Raw genomic sequence first — 19554 nt, forward strand, 5'->3', positions numbered from 1 at the left:
ATGAAGACAGCTTTCGAGCTGTCTTTTTTATTGTGGTTGAGGAAAAACTCAAGCCTCTTAAGGAACAAACATTAAAAAGAGGACACGCTATGTCCTCTTTTTTTAATCTAAACACTGAAACTTAGCTTTGGCGAGCCAATAAAAACTGTGAAATCTGATTCAGTTCTGCTGCCGCATCCGTTGGGAAATAAGCCAAAGCAGCAAAGGCTTGATCATGCAAAGTCTTGGCATAGTCTTGTGCAGTCTCAAGTCCCATTAAGGCTGGATAAGTCGATTTTTCGACTTGCTCATCCTTCCCTGCGGTTTTACCCAGTACATCTGTATTTGAAATGATATCTAAAATATCGTCTTGCACCTGAAAAGCCAAACCAATTGCCTGTGCATATTCGCGTAACTTAGGAATCGCTTGATCACAACCGTCAAATACAGTCACCGCTGCCATCATCACCGCAGCAGAGATTAATGCACCTGTTTTATTCCGATGGATATTTTCAAGTGCAGCCTGATCGACACGTTTACCTTCGGCTTGTAGGTCAAGGACTTGTCCACAGACCATTTTAGAGCTCGCTGTCGCTAAAATTTGCATCTGCTTCAGTACAATGCCCTGCTCAACTACTGGGCCAGCATCAAACAGACGGCTACCTAAAATTTCAAATGCCATGGACTGTAAGATATCACCAGCTAGCAAAGCCGTATCTTCACCATAAGCCACATGACAGGTCGGCTGACCACGACGCAAAAGATCATTGTCCATACACGGCAAATCATCATGTGCCAAGGAATAACAATGAATCAACTCCACAGCCACAGCGGCGCGGCGCACGGCAGCTGCATTATTGTTTGGATTTAAATGTGCGGTGGCATAGCACAGCGCAGGACGTACACGTTTGCCACCTAACATGACCGCATGATGCACAGCACTCTTTAACGGTTCCGGAATTGAAAAAGCATCAAGTGCCGTCAATAAATCATCGTGAATACGTTGTTGAGCCTGTTGGAGTGCATTTGCTGATACGTCGGTTAGTGCTGACACATTCGCCTCGAATAACAATAGGATAAATTAATCTGGTACTCAGTTTTCCTGAGCCGATCATTTGAAATGATCTGTTGGCATGATACTGCTTTCTGCCCGCTTTCTCTATGCCGAAAGCACAAACAAGGCACAGTATTCTATTAATTTTTGCAGACGAGGTGATAAGAATGACTTTTCTACTATTTCAAGCAGCCATTACACAAGCAATCAAGCTCTAAAAGTCACCTCTCATGCTCTTGGTTATTTTTCACATGCTTATCACAGACCTTAGAGTTGACATAAAAAAGCCTCTACAGAGAGAGGCTTTTTACATCGCGTTAATCCAAGCTTTCAGCTGGGATACGCACCCAACCTTCCATCAGCACACGAGCACTACGGCTCATGGCAGCTTTTTTCACGACCCACTGACCCTTTTCTTGTATTGCTTGCGCTCCTACACGTAAGGTCCCTGAAGGATGACCAAAACGAACCGCTTCACGCGCTCCACCTCCCGCGGCCAAATTGACCAAGGTACCAGGTATCGCTGCTGCAGTACCAATGGCAACAGCTGCTGTCCCCATCATCGCATGGTGTAATTTACCCATAGAAAGTGCACGAACCAATAAATCGGTGTCTTGCTCTGTAATGGTTTTACCACTCGACGAGACATATTGTTTTGGCTTAGAAACAAAAGCAATTTTAGGCGTGTGTTGACGACTGGCAGCTTCAGAAATGTCTTGAATCAGCCCCATCTGTTTTGCACCATAGGCACGAATGGTTTCAAACCGTGCTAAAGCTTTGGCATCGCCATTAATTGCGTCTTGTAATTCACTCCCCCTGTAGCCAATGTCTTCTGCATTTAAGAAAATGGTCGGAATACCTGCATTGATAAATGTCGCTTGAAAGCGACCAATCTCTGGAACCTCTAAAGTGTCAACCAAATTCCCTGTTGGGAACATTGCACCACCATCTTCACCATCATCGGCTGGATCTAAAAATTCAATTTGCACTTCTGCAGCTGGGAATGTCACGCCATCAAGTTCAAAATCACCTGTTTCTTGAACTTGGCCCTGCGTAATAGGTACGTGTGCAATAATGGTTTTTTGAATATTCACCTGCCAAATGCGGACTGTGCAGATGCCATTTTCTGGAATTCGTGTAGCATCGACCAAACCATTTGAAATCGCAAATGAACCAACAGCTGCCGTTAAGTTACCGCAGTTTCCGCTCCAGTCGACAAAAGGCTGATCAATCGATACTTGCCCAAATAAATAATCGACATCATGTTCAGGCTGTTGGCTCTTCGCTAAAATCACCGTTTTACTGGTACTCGATGTTGCACCACCCATACCATCAATCTGCTTTGCATAAGGATCTGGGCTACCAATTACACGGAGCAATAACTGATCTCGAACGCGTCCAGCCTGTTGCGCGGCTTCTGGGAGGTCATCTAATTTAAAGAATACGCCCTTACTGGTCCCTCCACGCATATACGTTGCTGGAATTTTGATTTGCGGTGCAAAACTCATTTTTATTAAATCCTTCATATTTATCATTGTGTTAAGTCAAGCATGCTGATTTAACTTTGGTTCATCATACCTTTTTTCAATATCCATGCGTAACGTACAGGACTTTAGTCTAAGTAAGTATAAAAAAAAACCATTTGTGAACGTCCGGTTTCCAAATAAAATTCCCGATTTTATAATTTAAATAAAATTAATATATTGATTCGTATGTTTTTTATTTACAATTCATTACACATTATTTTTCATATGAATAATAACTTTTTTTCATGAATTTTGAGCTACTATGCGATTTCTTCGCGATCTATTACAATCGGAAACACTTATCCATTGTCGGGCTGAAATAACTTGAATAAAGAGTCGTCTCAACTTCAGCGTGGCTTAAAGAACCGTCATATTCAATTGATTGCCATGGGCGGCGCAATTGGTACTGGCTTATTTTTAGGTTCCGCACATGTGATTGAATCTGCTGGCCCATCCATTATTTTGGGTTATGCAATTGGCGGTTTAATTGCGTTTCTAATCATGCGTCAACTCGGGGAAATGATCGTTGAAGAACCTGTTGCAGGTTCTTTTAGTCATTTTGCAAACAAATACTGGGGCAAATTTGCAGGCTTTCTTGCAGGCTGGAACTACTGGATTCTATATGTTCTAGTAGCCATGACCGAGCTGACCGCTGTTGCGAAGTATATCAACTACTGGTGGCCTCATATTCCTGCATGGGCATCTGTTTTAACCTTCTTTGTTATCATTACCTTAGTCAATTTAGGTAATGTGAAGTTTTACGGTGAATCAGAGTTCTGGCTAGCTATTATCAAAGTCACGGCCGTCGTCGCTATGATTGTATTTGGTCTTTATCTTTTGGCTACGGCAGGCGCAGATTCCACGGCTTCATTTAGCAATCTTTGGTCACATGGCGGTTTCTTCCCGCATGGCGTTGAAGGCCTCTTCTATATGCTTGCCTTCCTTATGTTTGCCTTTGGCGGTATTGAATTGATTGGTATGGCTGCAGCAGAAGCTGATAACCCACAAAAATCAATTCCGAAAGCAATCAACCAAGTGGTATTCCGTATCCTCATTTTCTATGTGGGTTCATTGACCATTTTGTTATCGCTTGTACCTTGGAATGAATTGCAACTTGGCGGCTTAGATAAGAGCCCATTTGTAATGATCTTCAGTCAATTAGGTATTGGTTGGGCTGCGCATTTGCTTAACTTTATTATCTTGACTGCAGCACTTTCTGTATATAACAGTGGTATGTATGCTAACAGCCGCATGTTGTTTGGTTTAGCACAGCAAGGCAATGCACCTAAAATATTCAGTAAAACCAATAAACAAGGTGTGCCAATTCCAGCAGTCTTGTTCTCTGCTTTACTGATTTTCGGTTGTGTACTATTGAATTATTTTGCGCCAGAAGATGCTCTCAGCAACTTAATTTACATCGTTGTTGGTGCTTTAGTATTGAACTGGGCCATGATCAGCTTAACTCATCTTCAATTTATGAAGGCCATGAAAAGTGAAGCGAAAAAACCATTATTTCCTGCACTTTGGTCGCCTTTCAGTAACTACCTTGTTCTTGCATTTATTGCTGTAGTGCTTTACATCATGTGGACTCAAGGTTTAAGCGGCGCTGTGATCATGATTCCAATCTGGATTGCATTAATGTTCGTTCTATACAAAATTCTGTATAGAAAAGCATAAAATATTCATTTTTAAATAGTTATTGTTTCGGCAATAACTATTTTTTTTGAGTAAAATCAGCTACATTAACCGCACTTTTGCGCTCTTAGCTTAACTGGATAGAGCAGTTGCCTCCTAAGCGACCGACGTGGGTTCGAGTCCCGCAGAGCGCACCATTTTATGGTTGTTTTCAACCTCTCTAAGCCTAATCATAAACACTAAAAATTCGATTTATCACACTGTGATACTAATAATCCCCTTCAATATTGGACGCTGATTCAACAGCCGCTCAAACTGATGCAAAAAATTCAGCGTGAAGAAACTCGCTCGCGGCGTCACCTACATCTGGATTTTCAAGTCAGGTTTTAGTAAGTCAAACTGTTCTTGATATTTTACAATTAATTTTCGTCCTCAAATCAATTGCTTGGCTGTTTCATTTTCAAATAGCTGTTCTCAATAGATGCACTGAATGAGCCAAATTTCATACCCAATTTTTCCCTTCTATTTTAGTCCTATAACACAGATTTCATCCTGAAATCTTGGTATAACAAAGCCCCCCTATTTTAAAAAATATTTTTATGAATAATATTAATTTAATTTATAGGTTAATCATTTACCAATTTTATTTATTGCGTAATTAAATTACGTATTGAATAATAATTTAGATCAAGTATGATGAATTAAAACTTCTACACTTGCTCACTCAACATTGAGAATGCTGCTGAACAAGTGCCCCATGTCAGACAAACGGATTTGTCTCTCTCGCTCTAGAATTGTAGCGACCAGTCCGTTGGCTCTGAAAGGAATCGTTAAAAAGATAAGCAATAGGATTGCTTAAAAAAGAAATGAGGACGTTGTATGAATGAATTAGCCAACCCATTAGAATTGTGTGGATTCGAATTTATTGAATTTGTTTCTAAAGATGGTCAGCTAGATGCGGTGTTTGAAACCATTGGGTTCAGCAAAGTGGCAAAGCATAAGTCTAAAAATGCGTATTTATGGCGTCAGGGCAAAATTAATATCATTCTTAATTATCAGCCTGAATCATATGCAGCTTATTTCTATAAAGAACATGGCCCTTCTGCCTGTGCAATGGGTTTTCGCACCAAGAATGCGGCAAAGGCATTTAAAAAGGCAATAGAAATTGGTGCAGAACCAATTTACAACCAAGTTGGCCCGATGGAGCTGAATATCCCAGCAATTAAAGGGATTGGCGGCTCTCCTATTTTCCTCGTCGATTGTGACATTTACCAAAATGACTTCATTTTCTTTGATGATGTACCCTCTCATCCTGTCGGCACAGGTTTATATGAAATCGACCATTTGACCCACAATGTGTATAAAGGCCGTATGCAGTATTGGTCTGATTTCTATGAAAAGATTTTTAACTTCCAAGAAATTCGCTACTTCGATATTAAAGGTGAATATACTGGCCTGACGTCCAAGGCACTCACGGCGCCAGATGGCAAAATCCGTATTCCGCTCAATGAAGATTCGGATAAAGGAAATGGTCAGATTGCCGAATTCCTCAATGAGTTTAACGGTGAAGGCATTCAGCATATTGCCTTCATTTGTGATGACCTGATTAGCACTTGGGACAAGTTAAAAGCTTTAGGTGCCAAGTTCATGACACCTCCGCCAAATACCTATTATGAAATGCTAGATGAGCGTTTGCCTAACCACGGTGAACCTGCTGATGAACTACAAAAACGGGGCATTTTGCTGGATGGCAATACTAAAGACGGTAATAAACGCCTCTTGTTGCAAATTTTCTCCCAAAATATGCTAGGTCCTGTCTTCTTTGAATTTATTCAACGTAAAGATGACGACGGTTTTGGTGAAGGCAACTTTAAAGCGCTATTTGAGTCGATTGAACGCGACCAAATTAAACGTGGCGTTTTAGATGTATCTAAAGCTTAAACGATTTCTAGAATTTCCCTGTACATATAGTTTTATGTACAGGGAAATTTAACTTTTGTGCAAGAACTATACTCGTAAAATTAAAGTCTGCTCCGATGACAATATAAAAATAACGAAACATCATCATGGTTCAAGGCTTTATCTCACATGGATGAAGAATAAAAATGCAGCACATTGAACAAGGAAACCTGAAAAAAGGTTTAAGTAATCGTCATATTCAGCTCATCGCTCTCGGTGGTTCTATCGGCACAGGGCTCTTCCTCGGTATTTCACAAACCATCAAACTCGCAGGACCTTCTGTTATTTTAGGCTATGCCATCGCAGGCCTTATAGCCTTTCTCATGATGCGCCAGCTCGGTGAAATGATTGTGCATGAACCCGTGAGCGGTTCTTTTAGTCATTTTGCTTATAAATACTGGGGCAAATTTGCGGGCTTTATGTCTGGCTGGAATTATTGGGTACTGAATATTTTAGTGTGTATGGCTGAACTCAGTGCTGTCGGCCTCTATATCCATTACTGGTGGCCTGATATTCCAACGTGGGTTTCTGCTTTGGGTTTCTTTATTTTCATTAATGTCATTAATTTACTGCACGTGAAATTATTTGGTGAAATGGAATTTTGGTTAGCCATCATTAAGGTCGTGGCAATTATTGCCATGATTGCTTTTGGTAGTTACTTGTTGGCCAGCGGTAGTGGTCATAGCCAGTCTAGCTTACAAAATTTATGGCAGCTCGGCGGCTTCTTCCCCAATGGTATTACAGGTTTAGTGATGGCTATGGCCATGATTATGTTTGCTTTCGGTGGAATTGAACTGGTAGGTATTGCAGCAGCAGAGACAGATAATCCTCAGAAAACTCTCCCAAAAGCCGTCAATCAAATTGTTTACCGCGTCTTATTGTTTTATATCTTGAGCTTGGTCGTAATTTTGTCGCTTTATCCATGGAATATGATGGCTGAAGGCGGTAGTCCTTTTGTATTGATTTTCGACTCTTTAGGCAGCCAGACCGTGGCCGCTGTTTTGAATTTTGTGGTTTTGACTGCGGCTGTTTCTGTCTATAACAGCACCAATTACTGTACCAGCCGAATGCTGCTTGGACTAGCACAACAAGGTAATGCCCCAAAATTTTTAAGCAAAATTAATCCGCGTGGTATTCCTGTAAATGCCATTATGGTTTCAGCTTTCTTTACTTTAATATGTGTTCTAATTAACTATTTATTTCCTGAAAAAGCATTTAACTTACTCATGATGCTGGTCGTAGCAGCTATTGTGATTAACTGGGTCGTGATTTCTTATACACATTTAAAGTTTAAAAAAGCCATGAATCGCATGCAGGTAAAAACTCAATTTCCAAGTGTGGCCTATCCATTTACCAATTATTTATGTATTGCCTTCATGGCGAGTATTCTGCTCATTATGAGTCGTAGCCCAGATATGCAAATTGCAGTTCTCATGATTCCAGTCTGGATCGCGATTTTACTGACAGCTTACCTCTTTAAACGGAAGCAAGAAGATCATGTTGCGTTGCTTGAAAAAAGTAAAATCACTTCCTTACCAGAAGCGTAATATCGTATTTATCATATTAGGATGTATTCATGTTTCAACATATTGATGCCTATGCAGGTGACCCGATTCTTTCTCTGATGGAGGAATTCAGCAAAGATGCGCGCCAGAATAAGGTCAATCTCAGTATCGGACTTTATTATAATGAAGATAATATTGTACCGCAGCTACAGTCGGTTCAAAAAGCCTATACTCATTTAATTCCTGACTATGACAAAGTCCGAGTCTATTTGCCAATGGATGGACTCAAGAGCTTTAATCAGGCTGCACAAGAACTGATTTTCAGTCAGGCTAGCCCTGCCCGTCAGCAAGGGCGTGTCGTCACCATTCAGACTTTGGGTGGTTCTGGTGCACTCAAAGTAGGCGCAGACTTCTTAAACAAATATTTTCCGCAGTCCGAGATCTGGGTCAGTCAGCCGACTTGGGAAAACCATATTGCGATCTTTAATGGCGCTGGTGTTCAAACCCATTTCTACCCTTATTATGATGCGGACACCCATGCCGTAAATCTAACGGCGATGCTAGATACCTTAAGGCAGCTACCTGCTCAAAGTATCGTACTACTGCATCCTTGCTGTCATAACCCAACAGGTGCAGATTTAGCACCTCACGAATGGGATCAAGTGATTGAGGTTCTAAAAGCAAATGACTTGATTCCTTTCTTGGACATGGCCTATCAAGGTTTTGGTCAAGGCTTGGAACAAGATGCTTATGCAATCCACGCGCTAGATCGGTCTGGTATGAACTTTATTGTCAGCCATTCTTTTTCCAAGATTTTCTCCCTATATGGCGAACGCGTTGGTAGCTTAAGCTTTGTCTGTGATGACGCAAACATTGCCCAAAATGTATTGGGCCAGCTTAAAGCGACAGTCCGTCGCATTTATTCTAGCCCAGCCGCCAACGGTGCGTTATTGGTGAGTCAGGTATTAAATGACACAGCGTTGTCTCAGCTATGGCAGTCTGAATTAGAAGAAATGCGTCAGCGCATTTTACAGATGCGTCGCTTACTTGAAGACAAACTCAGTCAAGCGCTACCAGATATGGATTTTAGCTATCTGACCCAGCAACAAGGTATGTTTAGTTATACGGGCTTAAGTGCAGAACAGGTCGATTTGCTGAAACACGATTATGGTATTTATTTAGTCCGCAGCGGCCGTATGTGTACTGCTGGCCTGAATTTAAACAATATTGATTATGTTGCTGAGTCGATGGCAACTGTGCTTAAAGCAGCAAGTTCCGCTGAGTCTGTGCTTGCTTAAGATATATCATGCTCACTTAGGCTTCTCACTCTAGAGTCAGAAGCCTTTTTTATCGTTATTTTTCAGAACTTGAATCAAGGCAACCTAAGTCTACGAGTTTCAGCTTAGCTATCTAGTTCGTGATTCCCCCTTCGCCTTTAGACAGCGCGGTAAAAAATCAAATATTTCGACTGCCAACCACCACAACCCAATAAAAAAATCCACCAAAGGGTGGATTTAAAACTTAATTCATCTTTTTAATGTCATTGACGCTTTTATATGGCAGCGGCGGGATGAAATAAAGCCTCGATCTGTCGCTGTACGCCAAGTACATAATCAATTGCTTGCTGCATTTGTCCTTCGGGTAACTGATCTTCTGTACCAATACAAGTAATGACATGATCCAGTTGCTGCGTGAAATTAAAGACTGGAATACTAATCGCATTGATCCCAGCCATCATATCTCCTGTGACTGAGGCATAACCTTGACTCAGGATTTTCGCTTTCAGCTCTAAAAAATCTTCCCAATTTGCAGGATACTGCTCTGGTTTAGCGCTACTTTCCCATTCTTTTTCCAATAATGGCTTGATGATGTGCTCGGGCTGATAGCAGGCATGCAAGCGCCCTGTCGCAGATTTCAGCAGAGGCATGCGTGAACCAACTCGAGTAATAATATTAAAGACATGGTTAGATTCTAGAGACTGAACTACGACCGCACCATCGGCGAACCATTTACTGACATGAATACTGCAATTCAGATGTTGCTGAATGTCCTGAATATAACGCTGGCTTAATTCCAACATATCTGTTCGTTTGAGTGCATTCACCCCAAAAGCATGTGCACGCTCACCTAAGCTATAACGCCCATCATTTAATTGCTGAGCATAGCCTTTACGAATCAAACTCACCACATAACGGTGTACTTTGGCTGGATGCATGGATAAAACTTCGGACAGCTCTTTTAACATCATCGGTGCATTATGTACGGTCAATGCATCTAATACGGTTAATCCAACTTCCAGAGACTGAACCCCTCCCTGTATTTTTTCTTCCTCAACACTCATCGCTTTACCCTGCATAGCTGCATTAGTTTTCATGACTCCATCGGTGAATTGTACTACTTAAATCAAAAATGTGAGCCATCTAAACCTGACTCTCTCATTCAGAGTAGTATAGCTCAACAATTTACACTATTCATAAATAAATTATTTATTGCGTAATTTTAAAATATAAGTATGATTCTATCTAGAACTTAAATTTTCCACGGAAAGGATCAATATCCATGAGCAAACGCTTGAAGTCATTTGTTGAAATCGCTGCACATTCAGATTTCCCGCTAGAAAACCTGCCTTATGGCATTTTTAGTGAAAAACACAGTTCGCAGCCTCGTGCTGGCGTAGCACTGGGAGAATGGGTGATTGATCTGGCGGTACTGGAAGCGCATGGTTATTGCAAAGTGGCAGATGGCAAACTGCTCTTTAATCAACCGACACTGAATTTGTTTATTGAATCAGGTAAAGCCAATTGGTCTAAAGTCCGCGCAGAATTACAAGCTTTGTTGTCCGCAGATAATCCTGATCTTCGTGATAATCAAGCTCTGCGTGATCAGGTTTTCTTCAAACAATCAGACGTCAAAATGCATATGCCTGTACACATCCCTGGCTATACCGATTTCTATTCGTCTAAAGAACATGCCACCAATGTCGGTTGCATGTTCCGTGACCCGAAAAATGCGCTGCTGCCCAACTGGTCAGAACTCCCTGTTGGTTATAACGGTCGTGCCAGCTCGGTCATTGTGAGTGGTACAGACATTGTCCGTCCATCAGGACAAATCAAGCTGTCAGATTCAGAACGTCCTGTATTTTCTGCTTGTCGTAAACTCGACTTTGAACTGGAAACTGGTTTTATCGTAGGCAAGGCAAGTCAGCTGGGTCAACCTGTTCCAATTGAAAACGCTTGGGATCATATTTTCGGTATGGTGCTGTTTAATGACTGGTCTGCTCGTGACTTGCAGCAATGGGAATATGTGCCACTTGGTCCGTTTAATGCCAAAACTTTTGCGTCGTCTATTTCACCTTGGATTGTGACGCTGGAAGCACTTGAGCCATTTAAAACCAGTTCGCCTGAACAAGAGCCGAAACCTTTGGCTTATCTGTCTGAAGACAACAGCAGCAACAGCTATGACATTCATCTTTCAGTTGAAATTCAGCCTGAGAATGACGACCAGAGCAATGTGATCTGCAAAACCAACTTTAAATATATGTACTGGTCCATGGCTCAGCAGCTGACACATCATACGATTGCGGGCTGTAACTTACAGGTCGGTGATTTGATGGGTTCAGGGACCATTTCAGGGCCAACCCCAGATTCTTATGGTTCATTGCTCGAGATCACATGGAATGCCACCAAACCTTTAACGCTATCAAATGGCGAACAGCGTAACTTCATTCAAGACGGCGATACCGTCATTATGAAAGGCTATTGTGAAAAAGATGATTTGCGGATTGGCTTTGGTGAAGTCAGCGGCAAAATTCTGTCAGCAGTGGATTTTGGTTTTACCCAATAATTGCAGACTAGGATGTTGCCCATGAAACTGTATACCTACTTTCGTAGTTCTGCGGCTTACCGAGTTCGTATTGCCTTGAATTTAAAAGGTCTGACTGCTGAACATGTCCCTGTGCACTTAGTCAATAATGGCGGTGAACAGCATAGTGAAAGCTATCGTGAGATCAATGCGAGTGAGCTAGTGCCCACATGGGCAGAGCAAGATTTTGTCTTGACCCAATCGCTAAGTATTCTTGAATATTTAGAAGAAAAATTCCCAGACACGGCCCTGCTCCCTCAAGACTTGCAGCAGCGTGCTTTGATCCGTGCATTTAGTTTAAGTATTGCCTGCGATATCCATCCGCTCAACAACCTACGGGTACTTCAATATCTGACTGGTACATTGGAAATAAGTGATGAGCAGAAGAAGGCTTGGTATAAACACTGGGTTTTAACGGGCTTTAAAGCCCTTGAAGCACAACTGGAACAGTCAAATGGAAAATTCTGTTTCGATAATCAGCCGACCCTCGCAGATTGCTGCCTGATTCCACAAGTCTATAACGCTCTACGTTTTAATCTTGATTTATCGGACTATCCAAAAATTTGCTCGATCTACACCCATTGCAACACTTTAGAAGCCTTTCAACACGCTGCACCTGAAATGCAGCCTGAAGCCGCTTAAGTTTTTTATAAGGATATAAAAATGACCATTCAAATTGAAAAAATCCACCACGTGGCCTACCGTTGTAAAGATGCCAAAGAAACGGTGGAATGGTACAAAAAAAACCTAAATATGGATTTCATTCTCGCCTTTGCTGAAGACCATGTACCTTCAACCAAAGCCTTTGATCCCTATATGCACCTATTCCTAGACGCAGGAAATGGTAATGTTCTGGCTTTCTTTGAACTGCCAACCCAGCCTGAAATGGGCCGCGATGAAAACACCCCAAAATGGGTGCAGCACATTGCACTCAAAGTCAAAGACCGTCAGGCACTGATTGATGCTAAAGAACACCTAGAAGCCAATGGTATAGAGGTCTTGGGCATTACCAATCATGGTATTTTCCACTCAATTTATTTCTTTGATCCAAATGGCCACCGTTTGGAACTGGCCTATGACGATGAAAAAGCGCCACAAAAAATTGCCATGATTACTGAACAAATGAAATATGACATGCTGGAAGAATGGAGCAAAACCAAACGCGCACCGCAGCATACGCATTTCCTACATGCAGATGAATTAAGCCAAAACTCTCGTACTGCCAAAGTAGACGCTTAAGTCTGGCGGAAGTTGTGCTGATGGTGAATGCCTTAGAGGCAACTTCAACGATGATAAAAAAACGCAAAGCAGCTTCGGCTGCTTTTCTGATTTAAATAGATAGGTTTTTTTATTTTAATTAGCTACTTAGAGCACCTTAAATCTCCTATCAATCATCAATAATTGCTTTCCATTTGCTTCACGGCGAATTCTATTTCCGTCCTACTCCGTATCGAATCAAATCGAATTGTTCATACATGAAACCTGTCTATACATCCCTTTAAACTTATACGTTTTAGCTAGGCAAGTAGACAGCAATTTCATCAGCCGCAGCTCTTGCTGTTCTGGACACTCCAATTAAAGTCGCCGATGCCATGCCTGTCCACTCACCATAGCCAACCAACCATAAGTTATTTACTTTCATTGAACGCCCATTATGGACAGCAACCGTTTGATCAGGCTCGACCACACCAAGACCTCTTAAATGATTAAGTGCAGGGTTAAATCCTGTACACCAAATGACAGCATCTACCGCTTGAGTTGAACCATCAGCCCAAACAACCGAATGCTCAGCAAATGCGACAAAAGGCTCTCGACTGTGCAAAACTCCTCGTGTTCTTGCCTCTTTAACACTGTCAATCATGACAATATCTCCCAACCCACCTGCGAGTTGTTCCAAACTCCGACCTTCCTGTTGTGCTTTTAAACGCTCCGTTGCACGAAGAAACAAGACTCGCCCATCCACATCATCTGATAAAAATGCTGGTGCTGTCGTCGTGACCCAAGTCGTTTCTGCCACTTTTGAAACTTCGGCAAGAATTTGCGCGCCTGAGTTACCACCACCGACAACGATGACTTTCTTATTTTTAAAAGGCGCTGCATTGACATAGTCCGCTGAATGAAGCTGTATTCCTTTAAATTTTTCACGTCCAATATCATTAGGAATATGAGGCTGGCTCCATGTCCCTGTTGCACTGACCACAGCCTTTGCACGCCAATATTGATCTCCAGCATACACATCTAAATAGTCATCTTCTTGTTCAATATGATCGACATGGACTGGCCGAATGGTCGGAAATTGATAGCGTTGCTCGTATGCCGACAAATACTCGATCACTTCATTTCGCGTTGGGTAGGTGTGTTCAGTCGTTGGCATCATCCAACCCGACAACGAACTCCATGTATGCGGTGAAAAAAGATGTAGCGACTGCCAAGCATGCAGCCATGCACCGCCCGCCTGCGATTGATCATCTAAAATCACAAATGGAACTTTTTTACGTTTGAGAAAATAAGCTGTAGCAAGTGCCGACTGACCACCACCAATAATAATCACATCGACTTCTGCTTGTAGTTGTGCCAAAGCAATTCTCCTCTTTGTTATAGTGAAGCCATATTCATAATTAAAAAAGCCCAGTCTATTCAACAAACTAAGTGACTTTTAAAAACTGATCAAATCTGTAATTGGGCTTTTCAATTGCACAAGCTACTTTTCAACATCTTTGATCATCTAGAGTTTATAAACTCCGTTGATTAACACGCTTAGATAATTCTTCTGCCGACTCTTTTCGCTCTGAATAACGGTCTGTAAGGTACTGACTTTGCCCACGCGTCAGTAGCGTGAATTTATACAGCTCCTCCATAACATCGACAATTCGATCATAAAAGGCTGAAGGTTTCATTCGTCCATCTTCTTCAAACTCTAAAAAAGCTTTGGGAATAGACGATTGGTTTGGAATGGTGATCATGCGCATCCAACGGCCTAAAATACGCATTTGATTGACGCTATTAAAAGACTGCGACCCCCCACTCACCTGCATCAAGGCTAAAGTCTTGCCTTGGGTTGCACGAATTGCACCACCTGCCAGTGGAATCCAGTCAATTTGCGATTTGAAAATTGAACTCATTGAGCCATGACGTTCCGGCGAGCACCACACCATGCCCTCTGACCATGCCAAAAGTTCATGTAGTTCTTTGGCTTTTGGATGCTCCATATCCGCATCTTCAGGTAAGGGCAAGCCCTTAGGATGAAAAATTTTTACTTCAGCGCCAAACTGCTCCAAGATACGACCAGCTTCCATCACCGCCAATCGGCTGTATGAACGCTCACGGTTAGAACCATAGAGCAGCAAAATACGGGGTGGATGATCTAGCACTTTGGCCTGTACCTTTTCTAAAGTCGGTTGATCCAAAAGATTCATATCTACATTTGGGAGAGTCATAGAAATTACACCTCTTCTTTAAAAAACTTTTTTCTAAGCCACAAAGACACACTGACTAAAGCAATCAACACTGGTACTTCAACCAATGGGCCGATCACCGTGGTAAATGCGACTGGTGAAGCTAAACCAAAGGTCGCAATCGCTACGGCCAGCGCCAATTCAAAGTTATTCCCCGCAGCAGTAAAAGAAATGGCTGTGGTTTTAGGATAGTCATTCCCCATCCACTTGCTCATAAAGAAGCTGATGAAGAACATCACGATAAAGTAAATCGTCAATGGAATCGCAATACGCAAGACATCGAGTGGCAAGCTCACCACATCGTTCCCTTTGAGACTAAACATCGCCACAATCGTGAACAATAAAGCCAGTAAACTCAGCGGGCTAATCTTGGGTAAAAAGACATGTTGATACCAATCCAAACCTTTAGCTCGAACCAGTATGAATCGCGTCATAAAGCCAAGGAAAAATGGAATCCCTAAGTACACCAATACCGCATGAGTAATGGTCCAAAAATCCACATTGATCACTTGTCCTGCAACGCCAAAATAAGGTGGCAAGAAGGTTAAGAATAGCCAAGCATAGGTACTGAAGAATAAAATCTGGAAGATACTGTTAAAGGCCACCAATGCAGCGACGTATTGATTATCACCACAGGCTAAACCATTCCAAACCAAGACCATGGCAATACAACGAGCCAGTCCTATCAAGATTAAGCCTGTCATGTATTCAGGATAGCTGTGTAGAAAAATGATGGCTAATGCAAACATCAGAACAGGTGCGATGAGCCAGTTTTGTACTAAGGATAGCGTCAGCGTTTTCTTATCTTTAAACACCTGTGGCAAAGCTGCATAGTCTACTTTTGCTAATGGTGGATACATCATCAGAATCAAACCAATCGCAATTGGAATATTAACGGAATCCACACTCATTTTATCCAATGCCACTGAGGCTTGTGGAAAGAACACACCTATCGCTATTCCGAACCCCATCGCAATAAAAATCCATAGCGTGAGGTTACGATCTAAAAAGGATAATTTTTGTTGAGCCATGATGATCTCATTTAATCTGCGAAATTTGATGGATTGCCGCAATCAAATCTAGGCGAGACGTATGTGTTGTATCGAATGTCCATAAAGCATCTAAGCGACGGTTGATATGATCCACAGTGACTTGGAAGGCTTTGAGTTTTTCTTCTTTCGACAAGACTAAATGTGATAGATCAGCCAAGCCCCAATGTGCCTTGATTGCTCCACCTAAATAAAGTGGGCAAGCTTCCTGAGCGGCTGAATCACAAACCGTAATCACCACGTCAGGTTGGTATTGTTCGCATTCATCAATGGTTTTACTCCACAAGCCATCTGTTGAAAGAGCAAGATTTTCTAGAGTTTCAATGGTCAATGGATGCACCTGTCCAGATGGCTGGCTGCCTGCTCTATAGGCTTTCCAACCCTCTAGGGCACGACTATTAAACAACACTTCGGACAAAATACTGCGACAGCTATTTCCTGTGCATAAAAAAAGAAATTTCATATTGTTCTACTCGCAATAACTCTTTATTTGCGAAAAAGGGCGTTCAATTTGGGGCTGTAAGTCAGCATTTTTGAGGGTATTTAAGACGTCTACGCACCAAGTGGGTAAATTAGGATTGAGACTGTAATAGACCCATTGCCCTTGACGTCGATCTTGTAAAAGACCTGAAGAACGCAGTAAGGCTAAATGCCGCGAAATCTTAGGTTGGCTGAGTTGTAGTTTTTCAGTCAAATCACAAACACACTGTTCATTATTTCCAAGAACCAACATGACGATATTGAATCGCGTTTCATCAGCTAAACATTTAAAAAAATTGATTTGATCCATACTTTCACCTACTCAAACCTCTGGATATAGCAATACTTACAGATACCCAGTACATATTTATTTTAATCGCTGTCCATTTGCATCCAACACTTGTTCACCATCTTCTTTAGTGAAAGCACCCTTTTGTGGGAGTGGCAGAATTTCTAAAACCAGTTCTGACGGACGACTTAAACGAGTTCCTAGTTCAGTCACCACGAATGGGCGGTTAATCAAAATTGGATACTGAAGCATAAAGTTAAGCAATTGATCCTCAGTCCAATCCTCTTGATCAATTCCCAATTCTGTATATGGAGCAACATTTTTACGAATCGCTTCTCTCACCGTTAAACCTGCATCCGAGACCATTTGAATCAGTTCATTTTTAGATGGAGGTGTTACAAGGTACTCAATCACTTCAGGTTCAATATTGGCATTACGGATTAACGCCAATGTATTACGTGATGTACCACATTCAGGATTGTGATAGATCTTCACTTTTGGAGTAGCAGTCATTTACTCAAACTCAATGGAATCTTTACATATATTTATATATGAATAATCATATATATGCAAACCCATATTTAAAGAATAAAAAATGATCTATTTTGAATATATAGTGATCGAATGAGCATGTTAAAATTAGATAAAATATAAGATTTAGAGGTCAAACTATGGAAACAGTCATGATTACTTTGATCTTAGTTATTATTTTGATTTTACTAGTCATATTTTATAACAAGAAAAAATAAACTATGGCTTTTGGGTCTATGAATAGACTCAGTAATGCCCCCCCAATTAATCGGTAAAAAGGTAAGATAGCTTTTTGCTCTCTTCTTAGCTTAGGAATTTCTGAATTATAGCCCATAAAATCAGCAACGACCTCTAACGCTGTAATACAGCGTTAGAGGGATAATGATCTCAAGATTGTATTGTATTGCTTCGGCTGTCTATTTTGCCGTATTAGGCACCATCACCAGCCCAAACCATATCCACTTTTTTAAGCATTGCTTAATGCACTGGCTAAATCACCAGTACCCTTCAAGTCAGACACCTGTCCCTCCAAAGGCTGACTAAATTCAATACGCTGAATCTTTGCTGCCCGCTCTGCGGAGAACACTGGGATTTGACTCATCGCAAATTCAGACAGTGCGGTAATGGTTAGTGAGGGATTCACACCTAAATTTCCAGGTACAATCGAACCATCTAATACGCGTAAATTTTGATAACCAAAGACTTGACCAGTGAAGTCCACAACGCCATTCGACTTGTCATTGCCCATCGCGACACCACTCATAATATGTGCTGTCGTTGGCGTTCCCAGTAAAATTTCGGTGAGTGCAGAACCTGGTTCTCCACCTAACTTTTGTGCAATCATTTTAGTGGCTTCTTCAGCCGCTGGGAATGAAACGGTGAGTGGCGTGTCCCCTTCTTTTTGCACAGCAGTGATACTATTCTGGAATAATCGATACCACTTTCTACGCCATTCAAAATGAATGAATGCTTCAGATTTTTGCATCACCAATAAAATGATAGAGTCTTTGGCTTTATCCTTATAACGCAGTACTTTAAAGGTTTTTAAGGGATGCAACAGTGTATTGAACACAAACTTCATAAAGCGTATAAAGCCCTGACCAGTCACCATCGGCACATATGGAATATAAATCCATGAAGCATCCGCACCTTCAGGGAAACGCGTGACCTCGATATTGGTATCTGCATCGACTGAAATAAAGGAGCTGATTGCCACACCATCATCCAGTTTTTTTCCTGTGTTGTTTACTATGGTCAGGGTTTCCGAATTCGTCCGAACTTCCTGTCCCAGCAATGAAGAAATATTGGGTAAAGTCTTATGCTGATCACGCATTTTTAACAACATCGGTACCGTACCCATCACCCCTGCAGATAACACTACCCCACGACTGTGCAAACGATACTGACGAACATCCTTGCCTAGAGTTTCTTTGACGATGATTTCATAGCCTTCACCACCATCCTCACTCAATGGTGTAATTTTCACCACTTCTGAACTTGGACGAATTTCAACGCCATTACGCTCAGCAAAATACAGGTAATTTTTCATCAGGGTATTTTTGGCATTATTACGACAGCCCAACATACAACTGCCACAATAAATACAGGAGTTACGATCTGGCCCCTCTCCATTGAAATACGGATCTTTCGCTAATTGACCTTCCTGACCAGCTGCTTGCGAAAAGAATACCCCTGTGTTGACCGTTTTAAAAGAGTCTGCATATCCAATTTCACTCGCAACTTCTTTTAACGTGTCGTCTGCAATATTGGTATAAGTATTATTCGCTGTACCCAACATACGTTGAGCGAGACCATAAAACGGCTTTAAGGTTTCTTTCCAGTCGGTACGAATCTTGGTCCACGCCTCGGACTCAAAAACTGCATCAGGTGGAATTAAATGTACATTGGCATAAATTTGTGAGCCCCCACCAACACCTACCCCATGCAAAATAGTGGTTTTACTGGTGAAAGTAAATTGCATCGTACCTCTGAATCCCAGTTCAGGACGCCACAAATAGTTTTTGGTGTCTAAATTGGTGGTTGGAAAATCCTTGTCTTCACGGCGTAAGCCTTTCTCCAAAATCAGGACTTTATAGCCTTTTTCACTAAGGCGTAAAGCACTGACCGATCCACCAAAGCCTGAGCCAATCACGATTTGATCATAATCAAAATCTTTATTATTCATGCTATTAACTCCTTTAATAGTCTTATTTTTCTGTTTTTAAATACAC

The 19554-nt window shown here is 41.6% G+C and carries 17 protein-coding genes and 1 tRNA gene; 8 read left to right on the plus strand and 10 right to left on the minus strand.

From position 1 onward, the window contains the following. Positions 1-121 precede the first annotated feature (121 nt). Both AXW61_RS11370 and prpF read right to left on the minus strand, forming a co-directional pair. Complete coding sequence (locus AXW61_RS11370) at positions 122-1033, minus strand: farnesyl diphosphate synthase (RefSeq protein ID WP_062034411.1); 912 nt, start codon at positions 1031-1033, stop codon at positions 122-124. 317 nt (positions 1034-1350) lie between these two features. Beyond that, a complete protein-coding gene (gene prpF / locus AXW61_RS11375; protein WP_062034381.1) occupies positions 1351-2541 on the minus strand; it encodes a 2-methylaconitate cis-trans isomerase PrpF in 1191 nt (396 codons plus the stop codon). Positions 2542-2883: 342 nt separating this feature from the next. Here prpF and AXW61_RS11380 point away from each other — a divergent pair, with 342 nt between their 5' ends. The 5 genes from AXW61_RS11380 (at position 2884) to AXW61_RS11400 (ending at position 8956) form a co-directional block, all read left to right on the plus strand. Then, positions 2884-4236 (plus strand): amino acid permease, encoded by a 1353-nt coding sequence (locus AXW61_RS11380; protein WP_062034382.1) that lies wholly within the window; start codon positions 2884-2886, stop codon positions 4234-4236. 79 nt (positions 4237-4315) lie between these two features. Next, positions 4316-4391, plus strand: a tRNA-Arg gene (locus AXW61_RS11385). Positions 4392-5073: 682 nt separating this feature from the next. Further along, positions 5074-6135 (plus strand): 4-hydroxyphenylpyruvate dioxygenase, encoded by a 1062-nt coding sequence (gene hppD, locus AXW61_RS11390; RefSeq protein WP_062034383.1) that lies wholly within the window; start codon positions 5074-5076, stop codon positions 6133-6135. Between the two features lie 164 nt (positions 6136-6299). Further along, positions 6300-7700, plus strand: coding sequence for an amino acid permease (locus AXW61_RS11395; protein WP_062034384.1), 1401 nt, complete (start codon positions 6300-6302; stop codon positions 7698-7700). Positions 7701-7729: 29 nt separating this feature from the next. Further along, positions 7730-8956, plus strand: coding sequence for an amino acid aminotransferase (locus AXW61_RS11400; RefSeq protein WP_062034385.1), 1227 nt, complete (start codon positions 7730-7732; stop codon positions 8954-8956). A gap of 254 nt (positions 8957-9210) precedes the next feature. Here AXW61_RS11400 and AXW61_RS11405 read toward each other — a convergent pair whose 3' ends face one another. Then, entirely contained in the window at positions 9211-10032 is an 822-nt protein-coding gene (locus AXW61_RS11405; RefSeq protein ID WP_062034386.1) for an IclR family transcriptional regulator, read from the minus strand. A gap of 185 nt (positions 10033-10217) precedes the next feature. On the opposite strand from AXW61_RS11405, the gene fahA reads away from it, so the two are divergent. From fahA to AXW61_RS11420, 3 genes are read left to right on the plus strand one after another with little or no spacing between them, the layout of a single operon-like run. After that, positions 10218-11501 carry a fumarylacetoacetase gene (gene fahA, locus AXW61_RS11410; RefSeq protein ID WP_062034387.1) on the plus strand — a complete coding sequence of 428 codons (1284 nt, stop codon included), beginning with the start codon at positions 10218-10220 and terminating at the stop codon, positions 11499-11501. 21 nt (positions 11502-11522) lie between these two features. Then, a complete protein-coding gene (gene maiA / locus AXW61_RS11415) occupies positions 11523-12161 on the plus strand; it encodes a maleylacetoacetate isomerase (protein WP_062034388.1) in 639 nt (212 codons plus the stop codon). A 21-nt stretch (positions 12162-12182) separates the two neighbouring features. Continuing rightward, positions 12183-12758 (plus strand): VOC family protein, encoded by a 576-nt coding sequence (locus AXW61_RS11420; RefSeq protein ID WP_058952186.1) that lies wholly within the window; start codon positions 12183-12185, stop codon positions 12756-12758. A 274-nt stretch (positions 12759-13032) separates the two neighbouring features. Here AXW61_RS11420 and AXW61_RS11425 read toward each other — a convergent pair whose 3' ends face one another. The 7 genes from AXW61_RS11425 to AXW61_RS11455 all read right to left on the minus strand — a co-directional run bounded on the left by AXW61_RS11425 (position 13033) and on the right by AXW61_RS11455 (position 19508). Further along, positions 13033-14097: an ArsO family NAD(P)H-dependent flavin-containing monooxygenase gene (locus tag AXW61_RS11425; RefSeq protein WP_062034389.1), complete on the minus strand. Its 1065-nt coding sequence runs from the start codon at positions 14095-14097 to the stop codon at positions 13033-13035. A 154-nt stretch (positions 14098-14251) separates the two neighbouring features. Then, entirely contained in the window at positions 14252-14956 is a 705-nt protein-coding gene (gene arsH, locus AXW61_RS11430) for an arsenical resistance protein ArsH (RefSeq protein WP_062034390.1), read from the minus strand. A gap of 5 nt (positions 14957-14961) precedes the next feature. After that, entirely contained in the window at positions 14962-16005 is a 1044-nt protein-coding gene (arsB, locus tag AXW61_RS11435) for an ACR3 family arsenite efflux transporter (RefSeq protein ID WP_062034391.1), read from the minus strand. 7 nt (positions 16006-16012) lie between these two features. Further along, entirely contained in the window at positions 16013-16486 is a 474-nt protein-coding gene (locus tag AXW61_RS11440) for an arsenate reductase ArsC (RefSeq protein ID WP_062034392.1), read from the minus strand. A 6-nt stretch (positions 16487-16492) separates the two neighbouring features. Further along, positions 16493-16813 carry a metalloregulator ArsR/SmtB family transcription factor gene (locus tag AXW61_RS11445; RefSeq protein WP_062034393.1) on the minus strand — a complete coding sequence of 107 codons (321 nt, stop codon included), beginning with the start codon at positions 16811-16813 and terminating at the stop codon, positions 16493-16495. 57 nt (positions 16814-16870) lie between these two features. Beyond that, the gene (gene arsC / locus AXW61_RS11450) at positions 16871-17305 is read right to left on the minus strand and encodes an arsenate reductase (glutaredoxin) (RefSeq protein WP_062034394.1); all 435 of its coding nucleotides are present in this window, start codon (positions 17303-17305) and stop codon (positions 16871-16873) included. Positions 17306-17789: 484 nt separating this feature from the next. Continuing rightward, complete coding sequence (locus AXW61_RS11455) at positions 17790-19508, minus strand: GMC family oxidoreductase (protein WP_062034395.1); 1719 nt, start codon at positions 19506-19508, stop codon at positions 17790-17792. Between the last annotated feature and the right edge of the window lie 46 nt (positions 19509-19554).

It is taken from the genome of Acinetobacter sp. BMW17 (assembly GCF_001592855.1).
Lineage (GTDB): Bacteria > Pseudomonadota > Gammaproteobacteria > Pseudomonadales > Moraxellaceae > Acinetobacter > Acinetobacter johnsonii.

Coding starts and splice junctions, on each gene's coding strand:
- prpF (WP_062034381.1), bottom strand. CDS start 2,541: ATGAGTTTTGCACCGCAAATCAAAATTCCAGCAACGTATATGCGTGGA.
- hppD (WP_062034383.1), top strand. CDS start 5,074: ATGAATGAATTAGCCAACCCATTAGAATTGTGTGGATTCGAATTTATT.
- AXW61_RS11395 (WP_062034384.1), top strand. CDS start 6,300: ATGCAGCACATTGAACAAGGAAACCTGAAAAAAGGTTTAAGTAATCGT.
- AXW61_RS11400 (WP_062034385.1), top strand. CDS start 7,730: ATGTTTCAACATATTGATGCCTATGCAGGTGACCCGATTCTTTCTCTG.
- AXW61_RS11405 (WP_062034386.1), bottom strand. CDS start 10,032: ATGAAAACTAATGCAGCTATGCAGGGTAAAGCGATGAGTGTTGAGGAA.
- fahA (WP_062034387.1), top strand. CDS start 10,218: ATGAGCAAACGCTTGAAGTCATTTGTTGAAATCGCTGCACATTCAGAT.
- maiA (WP_062034388.1), top strand. CDS start 11,523: ATGAAACTGTATACCTACTTTCGTAGTTCTGCGGCTTACCGAGTTCGT.
- AXW61_RS11420 (WP_058952186.1), top strand. CDS start 12,183: ATGACCATTCAAATTGAAAAAATCCACCACGTGGCCTACCGTTGTAAA.
- arsH (WP_062034390.1), bottom strand. CDS start 14,956: ATGACTCTCCCAAATGTAGATATGAATCTTTTGGATCAACCGACTTTA.
- arsB (WP_062034391.1), bottom strand. CDS start 16,005: ATGGCTCAACAAAAATTATCCTTTTTAGATCGTAACCTCACGCTATGG.
- AXW61_RS11440 (WP_062034392.1), bottom strand. CDS start 16,486: ATGAAATTTCTTTTTTTATGCACAGGAAATAGCTGTCGCAGTATTTTG.
- AXW61_RS11445 (WP_062034393.1), bottom strand. CDS start 16,813: ATGGATCAAATCAATTTTTTTAAATGTTTAGCTGATGAAACGCGATTC.
- arsC (WP_062034394.1), bottom strand. CDS start 17,305: ATGACTGCTACTCCAAAAGTGAAGATCTATCACAATCCTGAATGTGGT.
- AXW61_RS11455 (WP_062034395.1), bottom strand. CDS start 19,508: ATGAATAATAAAGATTTTGATTATGATCAAATCGTGATTGGCTCAGGC.